This is a genomic window from Pseudomonas sp. G.S.17 (assembly GCF_038096165.1).
GTDB lineage: Bacteria > Pseudomonadota > Gammaproteobacteria > Pseudomonadales > Pseudomonadaceae > Aquipseudomonas.
On the sequence record NZ_CP151076.1, the window covers coordinates 3,481,143 to 3,503,401 of the forward strand.

At 58.5% G+C, this 22,259-nt stretch carries 17 protein-coding genes and 4 pseudogenes; 9 read left to right on the forward strand and 12 right to left on the reverse strand.

All coding sequences use genetic code 11. The annotated features are described in order from the left end of the window. Positions 1-4: 4 nt before the first annotated feature. A pseudogene (locus AABC73_RS16445) lies at positions 5-124 on the forward strand (thiol-disulfide oxidoreductase); the annotation flags it as partial. A gap of 41 nt (positions 125-165) precedes the next feature. Continuing rightward, positions 166-1,026 (forward strand): DUF1989 domain-containing protein, encoded by an 861-nt coding sequence (locus AABC73_RS16450; RefSeq protein ID WP_341520093.1) that lies wholly within the window; start codon positions 166-168, stop codon positions 1,024-1,026. 59 nt (positions 1,027-1,085) lie between these two features. On the opposite strand, the gene AABC73_RS16455 is transcribed toward AABC73_RS16450, so the two are convergent. Continuing rightward, positions 1,086-1,616, reverse strand: a complete 531-nt coding sequence (locus AABC73_RS16455) for a glyoxalase superfamily protein (RefSeq protein ID WP_341520094.1) — start codon at positions 1,614-1,616, stop codon at positions 1,086-1,088. Positions 1,617-1,923: 307 nt separating this feature from the next. Further along, positions 1,924-2,277, reverse strand: a pseudogene (locus tag AABC73_RS16460) (decarboxylase); the annotation flags it as partial. A 306-nt stretch (positions 2,278-2,583) separates the two neighbouring features. On the opposite strand from AABC73_RS16460, the gene AABC73_RS16465 reads away from it, so the two are divergent. Genes AABC73_RS16465 through AABC73_RS16475 form a run of 3 tightly spaced genes read left to right on the forward strand, consistent with a single transcriptional unit; the run spans position 2,584 to position 5,893 of the window. After that, the gene (locus tag AABC73_RS16465; protein WP_341520095.1) at positions 2,584-3,594 is read left to right on the forward strand and encodes a zinc-binding alcohol dehydrogenase family protein; all 1,011 of its coding nucleotides are present in this window, start codon (positions 2,584-2,586) and stop codon (positions 3,592-3,594) included. A 10-nt stretch (positions 3,595-3,604) separates the two neighbouring features. Further along, positions 3,605-5,131 (forward strand): altronate dehydratase family protein, encoded by a 1,527-nt coding sequence (locus AABC73_RS16470; RefSeq protein ID WP_341520096.1) that lies wholly within the window; start codon positions 3,605-3,607, stop codon positions 5,129-5,131. Between the two features lie 57 nt (positions 5,132-5,188). Continuing rightward, the gene (locus AABC73_RS16475; protein ID WP_341520097.1) at positions 5,189-5,893 is read left to right on the forward strand and encodes a FadR/GntR family transcriptional regulator; all 705 of its coding nucleotides are present in this window, start codon (positions 5,189-5,191) and stop codon (positions 5,891-5,893) included. Positions 5,894-6,003: 110 nt separating this feature from the next. Here AABC73_RS16475 and uxuA read toward each other — a convergent pair whose 3' ends face one another. The 6 genes from uxuA to AABC73_RS16505 all read right to left on the reverse strand — a co-directional run bounded on the left by uxuA (position 6,004) and on the right by AABC73_RS16505 (position 13,357). Continuing rightward, entirely contained in the window at positions 6,004-7,179 is a 1,176-nt protein-coding gene (gene uxuA / locus AABC73_RS16480) for a mannonate dehydratase (RefSeq protein ID WP_341520098.1), read from the reverse strand. 17 nt (positions 7,180-7,196) lie between these two features. After that, a complete protein-coding gene (locus AABC73_RS16485; protein WP_341520099.1) occupies positions 7,197-8,654 on the reverse strand; it encodes a mannitol dehydrogenase family protein in 1,458 nt (485 codons plus the stop codon). A 26-nt stretch (positions 8,655-8,680) separates the two neighbouring features. After that, positions 8,681-9,973, reverse strand: coding sequence for an MFS transporter (locus AABC73_RS16490; RefSeq protein ID WP_341520100.1), 1,293 nt, complete (start codon positions 9,971-9,973; stop codon positions 8,681-8,683). A gap of 67 nt (positions 9,974-10,040) precedes the next feature. After that, complete coding sequence (locus tag AABC73_RS16495) at positions 10,041-11,072, reverse strand: Zn-dependent oxidoreductase (protein ID WP_341520101.1); 1,032 nt, start codon at positions 11,070-11,072, stop codon at positions 10,041-10,043. A gap of 67 nt (positions 11,073-11,139) precedes the next feature. Further along, positions 11,140-12,351 carry a D-mannonate dehydratase ManD gene (gene manD, locus AABC73_RS16500; protein ID WP_331152495.1) on the reverse strand — a complete coding sequence of 404 codons (1,212 nt, stop codon included), beginning with the start codon at positions 12,349-12,351 and terminating at the stop codon, positions 11,140-11,142. 4 nt (positions 12,352-12,355) lie between these two features. Further along, positions 12,356-13,357 (reverse strand): sugar kinase, encoded by a 1,002-nt coding sequence (locus AABC73_RS16505; RefSeq protein ID WP_341520102.1) that lies wholly within the window; start codon positions 13,355-13,357, stop codon positions 12,356-12,358. Between the two features lie 151 nt (positions 13,358-13,508). On the opposite strand from AABC73_RS16505, the gene kdgR reads away from it, so the two are divergent. Both kdgR and AABC73_RS16515 read left to right on the forward strand, forming a co-directional pair. Further along, positions 13,509-14,291 (forward strand): DNA-binding transcriptional regulator KdgR, encoded by a 783-nt coding sequence (gene kdgR, locus AABC73_RS16510; protein ID WP_065832284.1) that lies wholly within the window; start codon positions 13,509-13,511, stop codon positions 14,289-14,291. A gap of 200 nt (positions 14,292-14,491) precedes the next feature. Beyond that, positions 14,492-14,647: pseudogene (locus AABC73_RS16515) on the forward strand (TonB-dependent receptor); the annotation flags it as partial. 6 nt (positions 14,648-14,653) lie between these two features. Here the strand turns inward: AABC73_RS16515 and AABC73_RS16520 are convergent. Both AABC73_RS16520 and AABC73_RS16525 read right to left on the reverse strand, forming a co-directional pair. After that, the gene (locus AABC73_RS16520) at positions 14,654-17,773 is read right to left on the reverse strand and encodes an efflux RND transporter permease subunit (protein ID WP_341520103.1); all 3,120 of its coding nucleotides are present in this window, start codon (positions 17,771-17,773) and stop codon (positions 14,654-14,656) included. Next, positions 17,773-18,936, reverse strand: a complete 1,164-nt coding sequence (locus tag AABC73_RS16525; protein WP_341520104.1) for an efflux RND transporter periplasmic adaptor subunit — start codon at positions 18,934-18,936, stop codon at positions 17,773-17,775. Before AABC73_RS16525 ends, AABC73_RS16520 begins: the two co-directional genes overlap by 1 nt. A 150-nt stretch (positions 18,937-19,086) precedes the next feature. On the opposite strand from AABC73_RS16525, the gene AABC73_RS16530 reads away from it, so the two are divergent. Together AABC73_RS16530 and AABC73_RS16535 are read left to right on the forward strand one after the other, a co-directional pair. Continuing rightward, positions 19,087-19,791 carry a response regulator gene (locus AABC73_RS16530; RefSeq protein WP_341520105.1) on the forward strand — a complete coding sequence of 235 codons (705 nt, stop codon included), beginning with the start codon at positions 19,087-19,089 and terminating at the stop codon, positions 19,789-19,791. A 55-nt stretch (positions 19,792-19,846) separates the two neighbouring features. Next, entirely contained in the window at positions 19,847-21,163 is a 1,317-nt protein-coding gene (locus tag AABC73_RS16535; RefSeq protein WP_341520106.1) for an ATP-binding protein, read from the forward strand. A gap of 66 nt (positions 21,164-21,229) precedes the next feature. On the opposite strand, the pseudogene AABC73_RS16540 reads toward AABC73_RS16535, so the two are convergent. Continuing rightward, a pseudogene (locus AABC73_RS16540) lies at positions 21,230-21,562 on the reverse strand (MlaA family lipoprotein); the annotation flags it as partial. A 220-nt stretch (positions 21,563-21,782) separates the two neighbouring features. Further along, positions 21,783-22,226 carry a MarR family winged helix-turn-helix transcriptional regulator gene (locus AABC73_RS16545; RefSeq protein ID WP_341520107.1) on the reverse strand — a complete coding sequence of 148 codons (444 nt, stop codon included), beginning with the start codon at positions 22,224-22,226 and terminating at the stop codon, positions 21,783-21,785. Between the last annotated feature and the right edge of the window lie 33 nt (positions 22,227-22,259).

Genomic DNA, 22,259 nt, shown 5'->3' on the forward strand with positions numbered 1-22,259 from the left:
AAGGATGCGCGACTGGGTGTACGACAAAATCGCGCTGAATCGCTACCGACTGTTCGGCAGGTACGACACTTGCCAGGTGCCCACCGCAGACCACAGTGGACGTTTTTTGCAAGCAGGACCGTGACAACCAGCGGCGTGAGCCGGGTCATATAAACGGAGACTGGAATGAAGCCAACCCCTATTACAGAAGCGCCAATAGACGCGGCACAACGCAAAGCCGTAAAGCCCGTTATCTGCTACCCGGTTGACCGTCTACCACGCCCGGATATCTCCAGTTATCGCAGGGTTCGCGACGACTTGAGACTGATCGAGACCGTGGTGGTTCCTCCTCGTGATGCTGCGACTTTTACCGTGCCGGTCGGACATTTTTTTCGCATTGTCTCGACCGAAGGGTCGCAAGTGGGTGACCTGAACCTGTTCAATGCACTCGACTTGAAGGAGCGGTTTTATACCGGGAAAACACGCGCGCTGAATGGCACACATCTTGGCCTCGGCGATCAGTTGTATTCGAGTTTCCCTTACCTGCGCCCGATTGCCACGATCACTCATGACTCTCTGGACTGGTATGGTTTCGATGAATTCGGCGGGGCGGTACATGACGTGATCGGCACTCGCTGTGATCCTTACACCCACAATCTGCTGAGCAATGGCGGGCAGTATCATCACTGTTGCCACTCGAACCTTACCCGCGCATTGTCCAAGGCAACCGGAATACCCCTGCATGAGGCTGAAGCCCATGTTCATGATGTGTTGAATGTCTTCATGTGCACCGGTTTTACCAGGGACACAGGCCAATACTTCATGAAGGCCAGCCCGGTGCGTCCTGGCGACTACCTGGAGCTTTTTGCAGAAGTGGATCTTCTGGGGTGTCTTTCAGCCTGCCCCGGCGGGGATTGTTCGGCGGAACACTCATCGGACACAGCGAAGTGCTACCCCCTCCTTGTGGAAATCTACGAGGCATCTCGTCAACCTCAAGGCTGGATTGCACCTGCTATCAATGGGTATGACCGCAGCCACGGTGCCTGAAACCGGGACGGGGCCGGCCAAATCCGAGGCGGACCAGTCGACCCCATCTCGCAGCAAGATCAGCTCTGGCAGAAGCGAATCCGATTGCCAAAAGGGTCATAAACTTCCAGAACCTGTCCCCACCCTTGCTGAACGATGTCTGGACGTCCGTAGCCGTAGCGCTTGGCAAGTAACTCGTCCCGCAGCAGTTCTATATTTTGCATCGGGACAAAGATCGTCGAACCAGGGCTCGCATCGCCATGATGTTCGGACAGGTGGAACTGCAACCCGTTTCGACTGATCCCTAGATACAGCGGTAGATCCGCTTCGAACCGGTGCTCGAATTCGACGCTGAAACCCAGGAAATCGACATAAAACTCGCGGGCCTTGGTTTCGTCAAATATGCGCAATATCGGAATGGCCTTGTCGAACGTAATCGCGGGTTGGCTACTTTCATCGGGAAGCATCGCTGATGCGATGTTCCAGTCCTTGTAGCCCAGCTGCTGCGCGACCAGTTCGAGTGCAGTGGAGTGAGACACTTGCTGATCACGCTGCTCTAACGAAGCGCGCAGGCTCTTGGCCATCTGCTTGGCTTTCTGGATTGAAAACATGACATCTCCTGGAGTCGAAGCCTTTTGGTGCTCGCGTTGCCAAACCTCGACTATCAAGAGAGCTGCGATAGGGTTTGGAAAAACATGCTTTCACCTTTCCTTTCGGGAGCGAGCGGCGGGCAGCATCGGCCAGCCGCGATAGTACACACCCACTCATGAAGGAGAAAGTTTTTCCCAACAAGGTGCATCAATAGTGCTGGCCATAAAAATACCCTTCCAGCAGCGATAAAAGCTTTGGCGCCCACCCTGATCGGTGTAGGAGGATTGATGAAAAACAACCCGCTTCGGCGGTTTTTTTCATGCCTGCTTATCGGTCAGCCATTTCCTGCTCGGACCACTGCTCGGCGGTCGCGGTCATGACATTGGCAATCTGGTCAAAGAAGGGGCCGAGCCGCTCGCGGGGCGCGTCGTGCTCCACCACCAACGTGGCGACTTCTTCACAGGGAGCGACCTGATAGTGCGCAACGCTAGACAGTTTTTCGTTGGTCACGGCCACCACCACCTGACCGCTCGCCGCCACTATCGCGCGTTTGAAATCGGCGTCATCGAGACCGACCGCTGTCACGCCGTTGTCCGGGTCGATGGCGCAAGCGCCTAGAAAGCACAGGTCAAAGTTGAACTGCCGCAGTTCCTGGACAGCCCTCAGACCACTCACACCTCCCGTTACCGGATTCCATTATGTTGAAGCCTGGCGTGGCGTCAAACCCGAAAATGATTCTTGGCAGGCGAAACTGTCGGATCCAAAAACCGCAATTTGGTCTGTCCAATTAGGATTTATCAGATATTGGTCTTGCCAATATTTTCCTCGGCGTGTAGTTTTTGGGTCTTGATCATCCCGGCGGGCAACTGTCCGCCTACAACAAAAAAGAGATCCTCAGAATGTGTAGATTCCCCGCCAGCCGGGCGCTCGGTGCCCTCTCCCGCTTATCGACATCCGTCGCCTGCGCGCCAGCCAAGGAGCATCACCATGCTGACTGTCATCTGTAACGAACCAGGGTCGCTAATTGCCATCGAGCGTGAAAAACCGATCAGAAAGCCAGGAGAGATCCTTATCCGCATCAAGCGCGTCGGGGTTTGCGGCACCGATCTGCATATTTTCAGCGGCAATCAGCCTTACCTTGAATACCCCCGCGTGATGGGCCATGAGTTCTCCGGACTTGTAGAAGAAACGGACAGCGCCAGCGATCTCGACACGGGTGATGTCGTGTACGTAATGCCCTATCTTTCCTGCGGGACATGCATCGCCTGCCGCCAGGGCAAAACCAACTGCTGCACCCGCATTCAAGTGTTGGGGGTTCACTGCGACGGTGCCTTTACCGAATATCTGAGCATTCCTCACGAATTCGTCCACAAGGCAGTGGGAATTTCCCTTGATCAGGCCGCGATGATCGAGTTTCTGTCCATCGGCGCTCACGCCGTACGTCGTTCAAATGTCCAGGCGGATAAGCGCGTGCTGGTGGTTGGCACCGGCCCGATTGGCATGGCGGCAGCGATCTTTGCCAGCCTGCGCGGCGCCAAAGTCACCGTTCTGGATACCCGTGATGATCGTCTGTCGTTCTGTAAGGAACACCTGAAGATTCACGCGTCGGTGAAAATCGGCGAAGGCGACAAGGAGTCCCTGGCTGAGCTCACCGAGGGTGATTTTTTCGACGTCGTGTTTGATGCCACCGGCAATGCCCGGGCAATGGAGCGCGGGTTCGAGTTCATCGCCCACGGCGGCACCTACGTGATGATTTCGGTAGTTCGGGACTCCATCACCTTCTCCGACCCCGAATTTCACAAGCGTGAAGCCACGTTGATGGGTAGCCGCAACGCCACCAAGGAAGACTTCCGTCATGTCGAGGAATGCTTGCGCAACGGGTTGATTCCGGATGCCGCCCTCAATACTCATCGGCTGACGCTGGGCGATGTTGCCAACTCATTCACGACATTGCTCGACCCGAAACAAGGCGTCGTCAAAGCAATCATCGAGTGTTAGGAGCAGCGTGATGAGTGATTCGCAATCTTTGCTTGTTTTGACACCCGGTGACGATGTCGCCGTAGCCCGAGGCGATATCGCCGCAGGACAGCAGCTCAGCGCCGACGGTATCGCGCTGATTGCCCGACAGCCAATCCCGTCCGGCCACAAGATCGCCCTGCGTCCGGTGTCAGCGGGTCAACAGGTGCTCAAGTATGGTCAGACCATCGGCCTGGCGACCCAAGGCATCGAGTCCGGAGATTATGTCCACGTCCACAACCTGGACATGCCCACAACCAACGCCGAACACAGCGTGCAGAACATCTATGCGGCCACTTTGTTGAGCAGTGAACCGGCGAGCTTCGAAGGCTTTGTCCGCGACGATGGACGCGTCGGTACGCGCAACTACATCGGGGTTATTTCCAGCGTCAATTGCTCGGCAACCGTCTGCAAGCACATCGCCAACGCATTTTCTTCCGAGCGCCTGAAAGACTTTCCCAACGTCGACGGCGTTGTGGCAATCACTCACGGCAGCGGCTGTGGCATGGGTGCGAAAGGTGAAGGCATCGATATCCTCAAACGTACCTTGCGCGGGTACGCCGATCACGCCAACTTTGCCGGTGTCCTGTTGATCGGCCTGGGCTGCGAGGTCAACCAGCTGACCCCGCTGATGAATGAACTCGGGGATCGCTCAGCCCTGCTCAAGACCAGCCTGATCATTCAGGAAGCGGGCGGTACTCGCGAGGCTGTGCAACGTGGCATAGCCCATATTGAAGAGATGCTGCCGGTCATCAACAACTTCCGGCGCACTACCGTTGCGGCCAGCCATCTCAGCGTCGGTTTGCAATGCGGCGGCTCGGATGGTTACTCGGGCATTACCGCCAATCCGGCACTCGGGGCTGCTGTAGACCTGCTGGTGCGGCAAGGCGGCACCGCCATTCTTTCAGAAACGCCGGAAATCTATGGTGCCGAACACCTGCTGACTGCCCGCGCCGCATCAGCCAATATTTCGGCGAAATTGATGGAGCGGATCCATTGGTGGGAAGCCTACGTGCGCCACAACGACGGTGACATGAACAACAACCCCTCGCCGGGCAACAAGGCCGGCGGCATTACCACTATCCTGGAAAAATCCCTGGGCGCCGTGGCGAAAGCCGGAACTACCGGGTTAATGGGCGTTTACCAGTACGCTGAAACGATCGATGCCCACGGCCTGGTGTTCATGGACACGCCGGGCTACGACCCGGTGTCGGCCACCGGTCAGGTTGCGGGGGGCGCGAATCTGATTTGCTTCACCACTGGCCGTGGCTCGACCTACGGTTGCAAGCCCACGCCATCGTTGAAGATCGCCACCAACACCGGCTTGTTCCAGCGCATGGAACTGGATATGGATTTCAATGCCGGCGGTATTGTCGATGGCCTGGAGTCGGTGGCCGAAGCCGGTCAGCGGTTATTCCAGTTGATGCTGGACACCGCTTCCGGACGACCCACCTGCAGTGAAGAAAACGGCCTGGGCGATAACGAGTTCCTGCCCTGGCAGATCGGCGCGGTGATGTGAAACGCACAGCCAGTCACTATGGTAGCCTTCGCCAACTCTCTGATGGACGCCGTACCGATGGCCTCACCGACAAACTCCGCTGAGCGAAAGCCGTACCAGAAAATCGCCGACCAACTGCGGGATTACATCTTTCAAGGGGATTTCAAACCGGGTTCCAGGCTTCCCCCCGAACGCGATTTGACGCAAATTCTCGGTGTTTCCAGACCTTCGCTTCGTGAGGCGCTCATCGCCCTGGAAATAGAAGGCGGCGTCGAAATCAGGATGGGCTCAGGCGTGTACGTGCGGGCCCTGACCCTGGACGGACAAAACCAGAGCGTAACCCTGGGCGAAAGCCCCTCGGAACTGATGCAGGCCCGCGCCTTGATCGAAGGTGAGTCGGTGATTCTGGCCTGTCTGCATGGCAAAAAAAGCGACTATCGCTATCTGCAGGAATGCATTGACGCCATGCGTGTCAGCATCGCAAATGGCCTGCCGCCTCTGGAAGACGACCGCAAATTTCATCATCGGCTGGCTAAGATGAGTGGCAACTGCGCGCTGGTGCGGATCATCACCGCACTCTTCGATGAGCGACATAACCCTATTTCGGCTCACCTCAGCAAACATTCCGAGAACGCTTTGACCTGGGAAGCTGCGGTAATCGAGCATGAGGCGATACTTCGCGCAGTGGCCAACAAAGACGTCCTCGGCGCGCAAACTTCAATGCGCCAGCATTTGAGCCGTTCGGAGAGCCGTTGGCTCAAAACGCTGGAGCCGGAAGAGTAGATCTGCGTGGGAGCGAGGCTTGCCCGCGAAGAAACCAATGCGGTATGTCTGAATCACCGCGTTATCGTTCTTCGCGGGCAAGCCTTGCTGCTACAGAAAAAATCCGAATCTCAACCCAACTGCTGACGCACGGCCAATTCCACACCGCGAATTTCTGCCAGCCCCTTGAGGCGACCGATCAGCGAATAGCCAGGGTTACTTTGACGGTGCTGGTCGTCGAGCAGTTGGTGCCCATGGTCCGGACGCAGCGGCAAGCGTGGGCCACCTTCGCGTTCACGCCTGCGCTCTTCTGCCACCAGGGCACTGATGACCCCGACCATGTCGACGTCGCCGTCCAGATGATGGGCTTCGTGGAAGCTGCGCGGGTCCGCCTCGCGGCGGGTTGAGCGCAGGTGGGTAAAGTAAATGAACGGCGCAAAGTGCTTGGCCATTGCCACCAGATCGTTGTCTGCGCGTACGCCATAGGAGCCGGTGCAGAACGTCAGGCCATTGGCCGGGCTTGGGGCGGCGTCCAGCAACCACTGGGCGTCTTCGGCGGTGGACAGGATGCGCGGCAAGCCGAGCAGCGCCCGGGGTGGATCGTCCGGGTGGATCGCCATGCGCACGCCCACTTCCTCTGCAACCGGAATCACCGCGCGTAAAAAGTACCCCAGGTGTTCACGCAGCCGGGCTTCATCGATTTCGGCATAGGTGCGCAGCAAGGCCCGGAAGTCTTCCAGGCTGTAGTGTTCCTCGGCGCCAGGCAAACCGGCGATCAAGGTGTTGACCAGGGTTTCGCTCTGCGCTGGCGTCAGTTGCTCGAAGTAGGCCTTGGCCAGCTGGATATCCCCGGCGCTGTATTCGGCTTGCGCATCCGGGCGCTGGAGGATGAACAGGTCGAACGCGGCAAACGCGGTTTGATCGAAACGCAACGCCCAACCGCCGTCCGCCAACTCCCAGGCCAGATCAGTGCGGGTCCAGTCCAACACCGGCATGAAGTTGTAGCAAACGATATCGATGCCACAGCTCGCCAGATTGCGCACGCTTTGCTGGTAGTTGGCGATGTACTCGTCGCGCCGGCCACAACCGCGCTTGATGTCTTCATGCACCGGAATGCTTTCCACCACCGACCAACTCAAGCCTGCGGCTTCGATCATCTGTTTGCGCGCCGCGATGGCGTCCACCGGCCAGACTTCGCCATTGGGGATTTCGTGCAACGCGGTGACGATTCCGGTCGCACCGGTTTGGCGGACATCCGCCAGGGAGATCGGGTCTTTGGGGCCAAACCAGCGCCATGTCTGTTCCATGTTGTTCTCCTTTCTTGTTAGTTGTGTGCAGCAAAGGTGTGTAAAAGGCTGCCCACGCCGTCGCGAATCAGGGCGCCATAGGCGCGTTGCACCGCGTCGCGAAATGCTGCGCGCTCGGAAAGCGCCGCCGGGAAAACTTCGTCCAGATCGAGAAAGGCGTCCACCAACAACGCGCCGTCGAATCTTCCAGCCAGATCGGCAAAGGTTGCGCTCAAGGGGTCGTCAATAACTCGCACCGAACCGTCGGGTAGCGGCTGCGTGCAATAGTAAATCCATGCGGCGATCCCCAACGCGGTGCAGGCCAGGCCACGCCCCTCGTCGAGCAACTGCTGCGCGCTGAGCAGCCAGCGTTGCGGCAGTTTCTGCGAGCCGTCCATGGCGATCTGGCGCAGGCGATGTTGCAGGCTGTCATTGGCAAAGCGCGCCTTCAGATCCTCGGCATAGACCGCCAGATCGATGCCCGCCGGCATGTCCAGGGTGGGCGCTGCTTCCTCGGCCATGTAACGCCCGACGAACTGCGCCAGATCCGCATCATTGATGGCGTCGAACACCGATTCGTGGCCGACCAGCAAACCCAGGTAGGCCAGCAACGAATGGCTGCCGTTGAGCATGCGCAGTTTCATCGTTTCAAACGGACGGACGTCGTCCACCATCTGCACGCCTTCCACCTCCCAGTCCGGACGCCCGAGCGGAAAGTGATCCTCGATCACCCACTGGCTGAAACTTTCACAGACCACCGCCGCACGGTCGTGGCAGTCCAGTTGCTGTTCCAGCCGAGCGAATGACTCGCCATCCATGGCGGGGACAATCCGGTCAACCATGCAGCCAGGAAACGCCACGTGTTCGTTGACCCACTGCGTCAATCCTTCGTCCTGCATCGCTGCCAATGCACTCACCGCCTGGCGAGTGCGCTGGCCGTTATCCGGCATGTTGTCGCAGCACAACACGGTAAACGCCGGAATGCCTGCGGCACGGCGACGACGCAGTGCTTCGAGGACAATTCCGGGCGCTGTGCGCGGCGCTTGCGGATGAGCGATGTCGTGGGCAATCGCCGGATCTTCCATGCGCAACTGCCCGGTGGCTGGGCTCAGGCAGTAACCTTTCTCGGTTACGGTGAGCGTGACGATCCGTGTTTGCGGCGCGGCCATGCGCTGCAACAGCAATTCCAGTTCGTGGCCGCCCTCACCCACATACAGGGCTTCGCGCAATACACCGATTTCACGCAGCGTCACCTGCTCGCGGTCGCGATACTCGGCCACATGGTAGCGGCCGTCCTGCTCGCGCAATTGATCAACCAATGTGCGATTCGAGCGCAGGTTGGCGCTGCACAATCCCCAGTCACTTTCGCCGTGGCGGTTGAGATGGCGTTGCAGATAGACCGCCTGGTGGGCGCGATGAAACGCCCCCAGGCCGAGATGCACGATGCCGATCTCACGGACAGCACCGGTAGAGGGCACACGTTTCACAACAGGCATCGACATGCTCCTTTTGTCATGACGGGTTATGGTCGGCTCAGGGCCGAACCTGGTTGCGGGCTTTGCGCCTCAGCGCTACCGGTATCCGCCGCCGAAAGGGGTTTGACATAGCGCGCCACACACACGGCGCCGATCACGGTCAATAGCCCCGCCAGCAGGAACGCACTGGTGAACGAACCGGTGAATTCCACCAGGAAGCCGGTCAGGGTCGGGCCAATGATGCCCGAGGTGTTAGCCAGAAAGTGCATGAAGCCACTGACACCACCGACCCGCGAGGCAGGCACGGTGTCCTGAATGATCGCCCAGTAGATGGCACCGGTGAGGTACAGGAAGAACACGGCCAGGGCGACGAGGATGACCGCCGGATACAGGGTTTTGACGATCCCGGCAAGGGCGATACAGGCGGCGCAGGCCAACAGGCATGTCACCAGTACCACTTTGCGGGAGAACATTATCCGCCCGGTTTTCTTGAACACGAAGTCGGAAATGAAACCACCCAGGGCCAGACCGAGGAAACCCAGCAGCCAGGGGATGACCGTGGCGATGCTCATGTCCTTGACGTTCAGGCCGTGGGCCATGGTCAGGTAGCTGGGGAACCAGGTCAGGAAAAAGAACAGCGTGTAGTTATAGGAAAAGAACGCCAGCGCGGTGAACAGCACCGTCGGTTGCTTGAGGTAGTAACGCAACGGATGAACCGGCAGCGCCGCAAATTCGCTCTTGCCCTCGGCCTGCAGAATTTCCTCGGCGACCTTGCCTTTAGGCTTGTCCTTGACGAACTTGAACCACACCAGCGCCCAGATCAGGCCCAACGCCATAATGATGATGAACGACACCTTCCAGCCGTAACTGATGGCGATAAAACCCACCACCGGCCCGGAAATCGCGCCGCCCAATGGCGTGCCGGACATCGACGTACCCAGCGCCCGCGCCCGTTGTTTCGGGGTGTACCAGTTGTTGACCATCTTGCTCGTGGTGACGCTCAACGGCCCTTCACCCATACCAAACAGGATGCGGATGAACACCAGCGAAGTGAAACCGATGGTCAGCACTGTGAGACCACTGAACAGCGACCACAGCACCATCGCCAGCAACAGCGTGGTTTTCGCCCCGTAGCGATCGGCCGCCCAGCCGCCGACAAAGTTGAACACTGCATAACCGACGAAAAAACTACTGAAGATCATGCCCATTTCACCCGTCGTCAGACCGTAGTCTTTCTGGATGAAGGGGGCCGCAACGGACAATGCCGAGCGATCCAGGTAATTGATGACGCCTGCCAGGAACAGCATGATGATGATTAACGTGCGACCTTGACCAAACATTGGAACCTCCCGCTTGTTGTGTTTATTCGGTGAGGGTGCCCGGATGGGCACGAGTATCTACAACGGACTATTGATGAGCGCCGTTCAGTTCCACGAGGACCTTGCGGGTCTGTTCGGGATGGCTTTCGATCAAGTCGATTGCCGCCGGCATTTCGTCGAAGCTGACGCGATGACTGATCATTTCCTGGACTTGCAATTTGCCGCTGGCGATCAGTTCGATCACCCGTGGGAACTTGCGATTGTTCAGGCGCGACCCCACCAGCGTCAGTTCTTTCTTGATCATTTCCAGCTGTACCAGATCGCTCGGCACCGCGTTGAAACCCAGCAGGCCGATCCGCCCCGCTGGCGAGGCCAGGCTCACCATTTGCGGCATCAGCGCGGGAATGCAGGCTGCGTCAACGATCAGCGGCACGCCTTCGCCATCGGTCAATTCGCGCATGGTCGCCTCGACGTCGACATCCTTGCCGTTGAGGGTGCGGCTGGCACCCAGAGCCTTGGCAGTCTCCAGGCGGGTGTCGATGACGTCGGTCACGGTGATGTCGGTCAGCCCCAACGCCCGGGCCATCTGCACCAGGGTCAGGCCAATCACGCCTGCGCCGTAGATCAACAGGCTGTCGCCCGGATGGGGCTGCATGCGATCGAGTACGTTGAGGGCGATGGAGTAAGGTTCCACCAGCGCCGCGTGGCTCAGGGACATCGAGTCAGGCAAGCGGTGGGCATTCTCGGCTGGCACACAGACTTGCTCGCTGAAACCGCCGTCACGGTGCACGCCGATCACTTGCAGTCGCGTGCAGACATTCGGCCGGTTGATCCTGCACGGGTAGCAGGTACCACAGCTGATGACCGGGTCGATGCACACGCGGTCGCCGATCTTGAGGTTCTCGACGCCCTCGCCCACTTCACGCACCACGCCTGAGAACTCATGGCCGGTCACCCGAGGAAAACGCACAAAGGCGTTCTGCCCGTGGATGATGTGCATGTCCGAGCCGCAGATACCGGCGTAAGCGACGTCGACCTTGACTTCACCAGGCGCCACTTGGGGCATCTCGACGTGCGCCAGGCCGAATTCAAAAGGTGCTCTTACTTGAAAAGCTTTCATCGGGTAACTCCTGCCAGGGCGGGTGGTGCCCTGTGTTCTTGTAGTTATTGATCAGTCGAAACAGCGTTTACCAGTGCCAGAGCGTGCCGTCTTCCAGGCGATTCACCGGCAGGCTGGCGCGTTTGTAGGGGTATTTCGCCGCCAGGTTCTCGTCGATGTCGACGCCATGCCCCGGGACTTCGCCGGGGGTGAAGTGGCCATCTTCAAAGCGATAGGCGTGGGGAAACACTTCGTCGATACGTTCGTCGTGGGGCATGTGTTCCTGGATGCCGAAATTGGGCACCCAGGTATCGAAATGCAGCGCCGCGCCCATGCACACCGGCGACAGGTCGGTGGCGCCATGGAAGCCGGTACGCACCTGATAGAGCGCGGCAAAGTCGGCAATGCGGCGCACATGGGTGATGCCACCGGCGTGTACCAGCGTGGCGCGGATGTAGTCGATCAACTGTTCCTGGATCAACTCGCGGCAGTCATGAATGGAGTTGAACACCTCACCCACCGCCAGCGGCGTGGTGGTGTGCTGGCGGATCAGGCGGAAGGCTTCCTGATTCTCGGCCGGGGTGCAGTCTTCGAGCCAGAACAGGTTGAATGGCTCGACCGACTTGCCCAGGCGGCCTGCTTCAATGGGCGTAAGGCGGTGATGCACGTCGTGGAGGATGTGCAAGTCATCGCCGAAACGCTCGCGCACTGCGGCAAACAGCTTGGGCACATGGTTCAGGTATTTGGCGGTGTCCCACACATGTTCAGCGGGCAGGTCGCTGTCGGCCGGCTCATAACGCTCACCGCTGCGCTTGGCCACGCCATAAGTGGTGGCGATGCCGGGAATCCCGCATTGCACGCGCACCGCCTTGTAACCCAGCTCGACATGCCGGGCGACTTCGTCCAGGCAACCTTCGATGTCCTTGCCCGTGGCATGCCCGTAGACCATCACCCGCTCGCGGCTTTTGCCTCCGAGCAACTGGTACAACGGCATTTGCGCGGCCTTGGCCTTGATGTCCCACAGGGCGACATCCACGGCGGCAATCGCGGTCATGGTTACCGGGCCACGGCGCCAGTAGGCCCCGCGATACAGGTACTGCCAGATGTCTTCGATGCGCTGGGCATCGCGACCGATCAGGGCTGGCAGCACGTGTTCTTCAAGGTAGGCGACCACCGCCAGTTCCCGGCCATTCAAGGTCGCATCACCGATGCCGTAGATACCGGAATCTGTGACGATTTTCAGGGTGATCAGGTTGCGACCCGGGCAGGTAACTATGACGCGGGCTTCAATAATTTTCATAAGATCAGGCCTCTACGGCAGAAGAAAATGAAGGCATGTTCAGGGTGGGCATGGCGGCGCAGGGGATCAGCGCACCGCGATGCTGGACGACCTGAGCCGCCAGTCGATGGCCCCAACGCGCCGCCAGTTGTGGCTCACCGCCTTGCAGGCGACACGAAAGATAAGCCGCGCTGAAGGAATCGCCCGCCGCGGTGGTGTCGACGATCTGCCGCACCTGTTCGGCGGGCACTTCGAAACGACCTGAGGCACACTGAATCAAGCACGAGGCGACGCCACGCTTGAGGGCGACTTCGGCAACGCCAAAATCTGCGTAGGCCTGGAACAACGCCTCGACGTCGGCATAACCGAACAATGCGGCGTCGTCCTCCCAGGTAATCAGCGCCAGGTCAGTCAGGCGCAGCATGGCTCCATAGGCCTGGCGCGCAACCTGGGCATCGGGCCACAAATGGGGACGGTAGTTGTTGTCGAAGACGATGCGCGTACCGGATTCACGGGCCAGGCGCAAAGCCTGCATCAGGCGCTCGCGGCCGTTGGCAGTGAGAATCGCCAGGCTGATGCCACTCAGATAGACGTAGTCGTACTCCGCAAGGGCATGCAACAGGACCTCGGCTTCAGGGCCGTCGAACATGCTCCGCGCTGCGGCTTCGCCACGCCAATACAGAAAGCGTCTTTCGCCTTGGGTGTCGGTCTGGATGAAGTACAACCCCGGCAGCGCATCCTCGATCACGCGCACATGTTGGTCGCCGACGCCTTCGTCGCGCCACAACTGACGCATGGCGTCACTGAAGCTGTCGGCGCCGATGGCGGTGACGTAGTCCGCGACAATCCGCGAGTCGGGATTCAATCGGGAAAGATAAACCGCAGCGTTGAGCGTGTCGCCGCCGAAGGTCTGGCTGAAACCTGAGACTGGCTCGCCGCGCATCTCGATCATGCACTCGCCCACCAGCGCCACTTTGAGTGGACGAGGTGAAACGGTTTGCGGGCGTTGCCCGGGAATTACCTTCATCACTGCGCGCCTTTGTTGTTTTTAAAACGGCGTTTCATTTTAAAAGCTTGAGGCCGAGTTTAGTCAGATTTTCTGGAGCGTCAAGAAAAATGAAACAGCGTTTTGATTCGCTAACGTATATCCTTGGGTTTTCGTTCCCGTTGGAGCCTTCATGGACAACAGCACCCTTCAGAACAACGAACTGGTCTCCGCCGTCGCCCGGACCATGGCTGTCCTTGAGGCCCTGGCCGAGCATCCCGAGGAAAGCGGTGTGTCGGAAATCGCGCAGAAGCTGGACATGTCCAAAAGCACGGTTTATCGGTTTCTGCAGTCGCTCAAGGCCCGTGGCTATGTGGTGCAGGATGCCGAGGATCGCTATCGTCTCAGCGTTCGGCTGTTTGAACTGGGCGCGCAAGCCCTGCCCCATCTGGATATCGTCCGCGAAGCGGAGCCGGGTATGCGGCGTATCAACGAATTGACCGGCGAGACCGTACACCTGGGCATTCTCGACGAAGGCAACATCGTCTACGTGCACAAGATCGACTCCAAATACAATCTGCGCATGTACTCGCGAATCGGCCGACGTGCGCCGCTTTATTGCACCGGTATCGGCAAGGTGCTGATGGCGTGGCTGGAGCAGCCTGAGCTGATCGCCCATTTGCAGGAGGAAAGCTTCGAGCGCCGCACTGCCAACACCCTGACCAGCATCGAGGCGTATCTGCAGGAACTGGAAGTGGTTCGCGCCCAGGGCTATGCCGAAGACCATGAAGAATTCGAAGACAATATGCGCTGTCTGGCCGCGCCCATCCGCGATCGCTTTGGCCATGTGATCGGTGGCATGAGCGTGTCATTCCCCTGCTTTCGCTTTCGCGAAGAACTCAAGCAGGACTACGTCAAGCGGCTGATGGAAGCCACGCAGCAGATTTCCAGCCAGCTAGGCTGGCATGTGCAATAGCTGACGCAGCCGGTCCGCAACGCGCTACTCCGTTTCACACAGGATTGCACTGACTCTCGTCGCAGGTATTATTGCGAACGATTTTCAATAAGACCTGTAAAACCAACCAGTGCAATCTCCTTCGTCCAGCAAACCGGGAGTCTTTTTCAGCGATCATCATCGTTGACTGCTGGCGCATATTCATCGGCATCTGTGCAATCGGGGAAGTCACGCCCTACGCCGGCATCGTCTATGACCTGAATCGCGAATGGGCGGTTTATGCCAGCTACACCGATGTATTCGAACCACAAACCGTCCGTGACACGGGCGGTTCGATGCTCAAACCGGTGATCGGCAGCAACTACGAAATCGGCCTGGCCCAATCACGATGCGGTCCTGGTTTCCTCCGGGACCGGCCTCACCCTTTCCACGATCCCCATGACCATGACGAAAAACACCGGCACAAAAACCACCGCCAGCGTCGCCGTCAGCATGCCGCCGATCACGCCGGTACCGATGGCCTGTTGACTGGCCGAACTTGCGCCCGAGGCGAAGACCAGTGGAACTACACCAAGAATGAATGCCAGCGACGTCATGATGATCGGGCGCAAGCGCAAGCGTGCAGCTTGAATGCTGGCCTCGACACGGCTCATGCCTTGATCGTGGAGACTCTTGGCAAATTCGATGATCAGGATCGCGTTCTTGGCCGATAGACCAATGATGGTGATCAGCCCGACTTTGAAGAACACATCGTTAGGCATGCCGCGTAACGTCACCGCCAACACCGCGCCGATAACTCCCAACGGCACTACCAACAAAACAGCAGCTGGAATAGCCCAGCTTTCGTAGAGCGCCGCGAGGCACAAAAACACCACCAGCATGGACAGGCCGAGCAACAACGGCGCCTGGCCACCCGATATGCTTTCCTGCAACGACAGACCCGTCCACTGCAGTGCAAAACCGGATGGCAGGCCAGACGCCAGACGCGCCATCTCATCCATCGCTTCACCGGTGCTGTGTCCCGGGGAAGGCTCACCAGACAGGCTCACCGAAGGATAACCATTGTAGCGATTGAGCTGCGCGGGCCCTCTTGTCCATTTGACTGTGGAAAATGCCGAAACTGGCACCATGCGTCCCTGGTTGTTTTTGATTTCCAGTTTCATGACGTCATCTACCTGCTGCCGACGATCACCCTCGCTCTGCACAATTACTTGCTGCATGCGGCCAAGATTCGGGAAGTCATTGACGTAGGCCGAACCCAGCGACGTGGACAGCACGCTGGCAATGGCGGCGAACGAAACACCCATGGCATTGGCCTGCTGACGATCCACTTCGATGTTGACTTGAGGTGTTTCGGCCAGAGCGGCTTCGCGAACGTTTTGCAGGATCGGGCTCTGGATGACTTTGCTCAGCAGATCGTCACGGGCCTGGCGCAAGGCGGCATAACCTTGCCCACTGCGATCCTGCAAGCGCACTTCAAAGCCACCCGACGTGCCCAGACCTTCTACCGGAGGCGGCAGCAGACTGAAGACCATGGCGTCCTTGAATGCGAAAAATACAGCGCTGGCACGATCCGCAATGGATTGCGCCGAGTCTTGCGCTTCTCGTTCAGACCAGTCTTTCAACGTAGTGAACGCAAGCGCAGCGTTTTGTCCACTACCGGAAAAACTGAAGCCGAGAATCATCACGGTATTGGCAATACCGGGTTCCTGCGCGTTGTGCGCCTCGATCTGTTTGGCGATTTCGATGGTGCGGCTCTGGCTGGCACCCGGCGGCAACTGAACATCAGTGATGGTGTAACCCTGATCCTCAACCGGCAGAAACGAAGACGGCAGACGGGTAAATAACAGCCCCATGATGCCCACCAGCACCAGGAACACCAGCATATAGCGGCCCAACTGGCCTACCGCTTTGCTGACCCAGCCTTCATAGCCGTCACTCATTCGCTCGAAACGACGGTTGAACCAGCCAAAAAAGCCTTTCTTCTCGTGATGCGAATTTTCCGGAATCGGCTTGAGCAAGGTTGCGCACAGGGCTGGCGTCAGGCTCAGGGCAAGGAAAGCCGAGAACACGATGGAAACCGCCATGGAAATCGAGAACTGCTGATAGATCACGCCGACGGATCCGGACATGAAGGCCATGGGGATGAATACAGCGGTCAGTACCAGCGTGATGCCGATGATTGCGCTGCTGATTTCAGTCATGGCCTTGCGCGTGGCGTCTTTGGGTGAAAGTCCTTCCTGCACCATCAGTCTTTCGACGTTTTCCACGACGACAATGGCGTCATCCACCAGAATACCGATGGCCAATACCATGCCGAACAGCGTCAGCACGTTGATTGAAAAGCCGAGCACATACATCACCGCAAACGTACCCATCAGTGCAACGGGTACTACAAGGGCTGGAATCAAGGTGTAACGAATGTTCTGCAGGAACACGAACATCACGATGAACACCAGCACCATGGCCTCAAGCAAGGTGTAGATAACCTTGGTGATCGAGACTTTCACGAAAGGCGACGTATCGTAAGGGATGTCGTATTTCACCCCGGCCGGAAAATACTTCGACAACTCATCAAGCTTGTCCCGCACGTGGGTGGCAGTACTCATCGCGTTGCCTGCCGGTGCCAGTTGTACACCCAACGCCACCGATTGCTGACCATTCAGGCGCGTCGCGAAATTGTAGCTCTGGCCACCGACTTCAACCCGCGCCACGTCGCCGATGGTCACGTTGGACCCGTTCGGATTGGCCTTGAGTACGATAGCAGCAAATTCTTCAGGGGTACTTAACTGGCCTTTGACCATGACCGTTGCGGTCAGCTCTTGATCGGTGGCAGACGGCAAGTCGCCGATACTGCCGGCTGAGACCTGAACGTTCTGCTCGGAAATAGCCTGACTGACATCAGCGGGCGTCAGGTTGAAAGCGACGAGCTTTTGCGGATCTATCCAGACACGCATGGCGCGCTCGGAACCAAACAACTGCGCTTTACCCACACCATCAAGCCGCTTGAGTTCGTTGACGACGTTACGCGTCAGGTAATCGCTCAGGGCTATTTCGTCCATTCGCCCATCCGTGGAGGTCAACGTCGCAATCATCAGGAAGCCAGCCGAGGTTTCCTCGATCTGCAACCCTTGCTGGCTTACTGCGCGCGGCAAGCGGGGTTCGACGACTTTCAACCGGTTTTGCACGTCGACCTTGGCCAGCTCGGGATCAGTGCCCGGCTGAAAGGTTACGGTAATGGTGGCTTGGCCTTGACTGCTGCTGGAGCTGAAATACAGCAGGTGATTGACGCCGTTGAGTTCCTGCTCGATCAGGCTCACCACGCTTTCGTCGATGGTCTGGGCGGACGCACCGGGATACGTCGCGGTCAACTCGATTTGTGGCGGCGCGACGCTGGGATACTGGGCTACGGGCAGTTTCGGTATCGCCAACAGGCCCGCGAGGACAATAAACAACGCGATGACCCAGGCGAATACCGGCCGATCAATAAAGAAGTGCGGCATTACTTCTGCTCCGCAGCAGACGATTGCGCGCCCTGCTCTTCTGTGGTGACTGGCATACCCGGCTGCACATGCTGCAGACCTGACACCACCACCCGATCACCCGCTTCAAGCCCGGTCTTTACGATCCAGCGACTCTTCTGCACCCCGCCCAGTTCAATGGCACGTTCCCGGGTTTTGCCCTCAGCATCCACAATCATTACCAGGGCCTTGCCTCCGGCATCGCGTTGTACCGCGCGCTGGGCAATGGTGATGCCCCCTTCCGTGCGAGCCTGATCCAGCTGCACGCGAATGAAACTGCCTGGCAGCAGCTCACTTTGCGGGTTGGGGAACTCGCTGCGCAGGACGATCTGGCCGGTGCTTTGATCGACCGTCAGGTCAGAAAACAGCAACTTGCCTTTCAGTGGGTAAGGGCTGCCATCCTCTTGAATCAGCGTCGCGGTAATCTGACCCTGGTCAAGTTGCTGCAACTGGCCCTGGCGCAATGACGTGCGCAGCTCGCTGATCTGTCGGGTGGACTGATTGATATCTGCGTAGATCGGCTGTAATTGCTGAATGGTCGCCAGTGCAGTGGCGTCGCCCTGCCCAACCAATGCGCCTTCCGTAACCAGCGCCTTGCTGATGCGCCCGGAAATTGGCGCGGTGACGGTGGCGTAACCAAGGTTCAGGCGCGCGCGTTTGAGGGCGGCCTTGGTCGACGCCACATCCGCCTGGGCTTGCAGAAAACCAGCGCGCGCGTTTTCCGCTTCCTGACGACTCACGGCATTGATCATCACCAATTCTGCATAACGATCTGACTGCAATCGGGTCTGATACTGGTTGGCTTCGGCCTTGCGTAAAGCCGCCTCGGCGCTGTCGACATCGGCCTGGAACGGCGCAGGATCGATGCGAAAGAGAACATCACCTTGCTTGACGTCAGTGCCTTCGCGATAGACCCGCTGTAGCACGATGCCCGCCACTCGCGCGCGAACTTCGGCAGTACGCGGTGAAACCAGACGGCCATTAAGTTCTGTGGTTAGCGTCAGGCCCTGCGTCTTGACCGTTTCCACACTCACTCGCGGCGACGGCATGTCTTGCGGCGCAGGCGGCTTACCGCAAGCGGTCAGCGCGGCAAGACCCGCACACAGCAGCAAACGGTATGGATCGAGACGAAAAAAAGACGGCATGATGGCGTTCCCCTAAAGATCACGCCATGCTAGAGACACTCTCTAAAGTGCATGTAAACAAGTGTTGGGAAGATGTGAAGAAGTGTTAAGGCTTCGTACTAACCTGGCATGCCCTGGTTATGCTGCTCACTTTGCGAAACGGCCCGAAGAATGACCAGGATAATGCTTGTCGAGGATGACGCGGCGCTGTCTGAGCTGATTGCCAGCTACCTGCAGCGCTTCGAATACGAAGTGGCGGTGATCAACCGTGGCGATAAGGCGGTTGCAGGCATGCATCAGTTGCGACCCGACCTGGTCATTCTCGACCTGATGCTGCCGGGCCTGGATGGCTTGCATGTCTGTCGGCAGTTGCGGGACGAAAGGCCTGCACTGCCGATCATCATGCTCACTGCCCGTGACCAGAGCGACGACCAGATACTTGGCCTGGAAACCGGCGCGGATGATTACGTCGCCAAACCCTGCGAGCCGCGAGTGCTGCTGGCACGAATTCGCACGCTACTGCGGCGCAGCACCCCCGCCGCCGCCCAGCGCAGCGATCCTCGGCAAATCGTCCTGGGCCAGCTCGTCATCGACTTGACCGAGCGCCAGGTGCGATGGCGCAAGCAGGACGTGGACCTGTCATCCGGCGAATACAATCTGCTTCTGGTGCTTGCCACTCACGTCGGCGAAGTCTTGAGTCGCGATCAGTTGATCCAGCAACTGCGCGGCATCGAATTCAACGGGATTGACCGCTCGGTGGATGTCGCGATTTCCAAGCTGCGCCGCAAATTCGAAGATGACCCGAGCGAACCCCGCAAGATCAAAACCGTATGGGGCAAGGGTTACTTGTTAAGCCGCTCCGAGTGGGATGAGTAGCCCGACCCTTTGCACGTTACGCTTCCCTTCCGACTTCAATAGTTGATCAATCCCCATGTTCAAAATGCTCGCTCGGCTGTACCTGATCATGCTGGTGACTTACGGCGTTGCGCTCTACACCGTTCCGGGGCTGGTATTGAGCTTGTTCGATGAGCGCACCGGCACTTACAACCAACAGCAGGCCAAGGGCACCTTACGGCTGATCCAGGTGCGCTTCAGTCAGACCCCGCAAGATTCCTGGCCAGCACTGGAGCGGGAGCTGCAGGCAGACTTCACGCCTCTGCAGCTGAGGGTCATCTCGCTGGCGGACCCCAGCCTGACCGCAAGCGAACGCGAGGCCCTGAAACAGGGCAAGAATGCCGTGCGCAGCGGCTACTTCGGCGAGCTGGGAACCGCGCTGACACAACTTCCCGGTGATCATGTGATTGAACTGGTGTCGCCGGATCCACCGGTCGACATCAATATCATCTACTGGCTGATGAACATTCTGGTTGGCGCAGCGCTGCTCGCTTGCCTGCTGATCTGGGTATGGCCGCACTGGCGTGATCTGCAACGGCTCAAGCGCACTGCGATGATGCTGGGCAACGGCAACCTGGCAGAACGAACCCGGATTTCGCCGCGCTCGAACATTGGCGAACTGGCCCAGGTGTTCGACAAAATGGCTCAGGACGTTGAAGGATTGCTCAATCAGCAACAGGAGCTGCTGAATGCAGTCTCCCACGAATTGCGCACGCCTTTATCGAGGCTGGAGTTCGGTATGGCGTTGGTCATGGCCGACCCGCTGGAGCCGCAAACCAGGCTGCGACTGGAACAGATGCTCGGACATGTGCGAGAGCTGGACACCTTGATTGACGAGCTGCTCTCGTACACTCGCCTGCAATCACCGTACCAGCTCCCTGAGCTACAGGAAGTGCCGATGCAGGCTTACCTCGACAGCGTGCTGGGCGGGTTTATCGACGAACAGGAAAGCCGAGAATTCACCTTGATCCTGCAGTTTGAAGACGCACCCGAGCGCTTCGTGCTTGACCCGCGCCTGACCGCGCGCGCCATACAAAACCTGATCAACAACGCGATCCGATATTGTGAACGGCAGATTCGGGTTATTGCACGGGCGCATCCTGACAACGGCCTCATTGTCAGCATTGAGGACGATGGCATCGGGATACCTGTCGATGAGCGCGAGCGCGTCTTCGAACCGTTTTACCGCATGGACAGAAGCCGGGATCGCGACACCGGAGGCTTCGGCCTGGGTTTGGCAATCAGTCGACGGGCCGTGGAATGCCAGGGCGGCAGAGTCGTCGTCGGCTCATCGCCACTTGGCGGCGCCAGATTTGAGATTTTTTTGCCGCTCGCCAGCACACCATGCAACTAAACCTTCACCGCCTTCCCATTGCTGATTATCCAGCGGATCATGCGGGTCAACGGGATGCGAGGTGGCGACCGAGCGTTCGCCATTGCCTTGCAGCAGGTCGTTGATGAAGACCTTGGGTTCGCCGAAGTTGGCGACGAAGTTATGAATGCCCGCCTGGAAGAAGTCCGGCAAGTGCAGATAACCACGGGCAACCGGCGCCAACGCGTAATCGTCGACCGTGCGGTTAAAAGCGAAGATGCCACGGTTGACCGGTTCCGCCGGATCATGAAGGGTGTAGCTCACGTTATCGCAGGGGCCCCCCGGTGCAGAGGGCGCGCTCGCGCAACCGCTGGCAAGCACGGCAACAAAACCGGCAAGCGTGGAGCGAACAACAGGTGAAGCGCATTTGATAATTGGCATACAAGGCATCTCGGCAAGGACTGCTGGCGATCCTGCCTGCGCTTTTTTGCCTGAAGATTTCTGCTTTATGCCGCTCCTGTAGTTTTGTTACCAGGTTGAAATCTATGGCGTAGTGCCGGGAGTGATTCCACCTCCCCTCCTGCGCATTCATTCCGGCAGCGAGCCCACGTAAACCTCGCGATATCCGGGCCGCTTTCTGCGCAGGCGAGGTTCAATCTCCTCAAGACCCGGCTGGCAGTTGTTGCTCCAGCGCATCGGCGAATTTGCGCATGAGTCGCACGAGGCTGTCGACGTCTTCCTCAGACCAATTCTCGAATATCGCGCGGCCGAGCTGCTCACGTGCGGCGTCGATGCTGTCCGTCATTTCCTTGCCTTTGGGCGAGATGACTGCCTGCCGCAAGCGACGGTCAGCGGCATTTTCGTGACGCGTGACAAGCTCCATGCTTTCGAGCTTGCTGACCTGTCGGCTGATGGTCGTGTAGTCCCGGCCCAGACGATCGGCCAACTCAACGACACCAATCGGTCCCAGACGCTCGATCAGCACCAGCAAGCGAAAAAGCGCCTGATCAAGCCGAACGCCTGCTTCATTGATCAGCCTTTCGTCATTTCGAGGCCTGTTCATCACGCTGACGATACTGATCAGCGCGCCGTGCAGCTCCCTCATCTGTTTCGAACTATGTGTATCTTGCACTCTTTT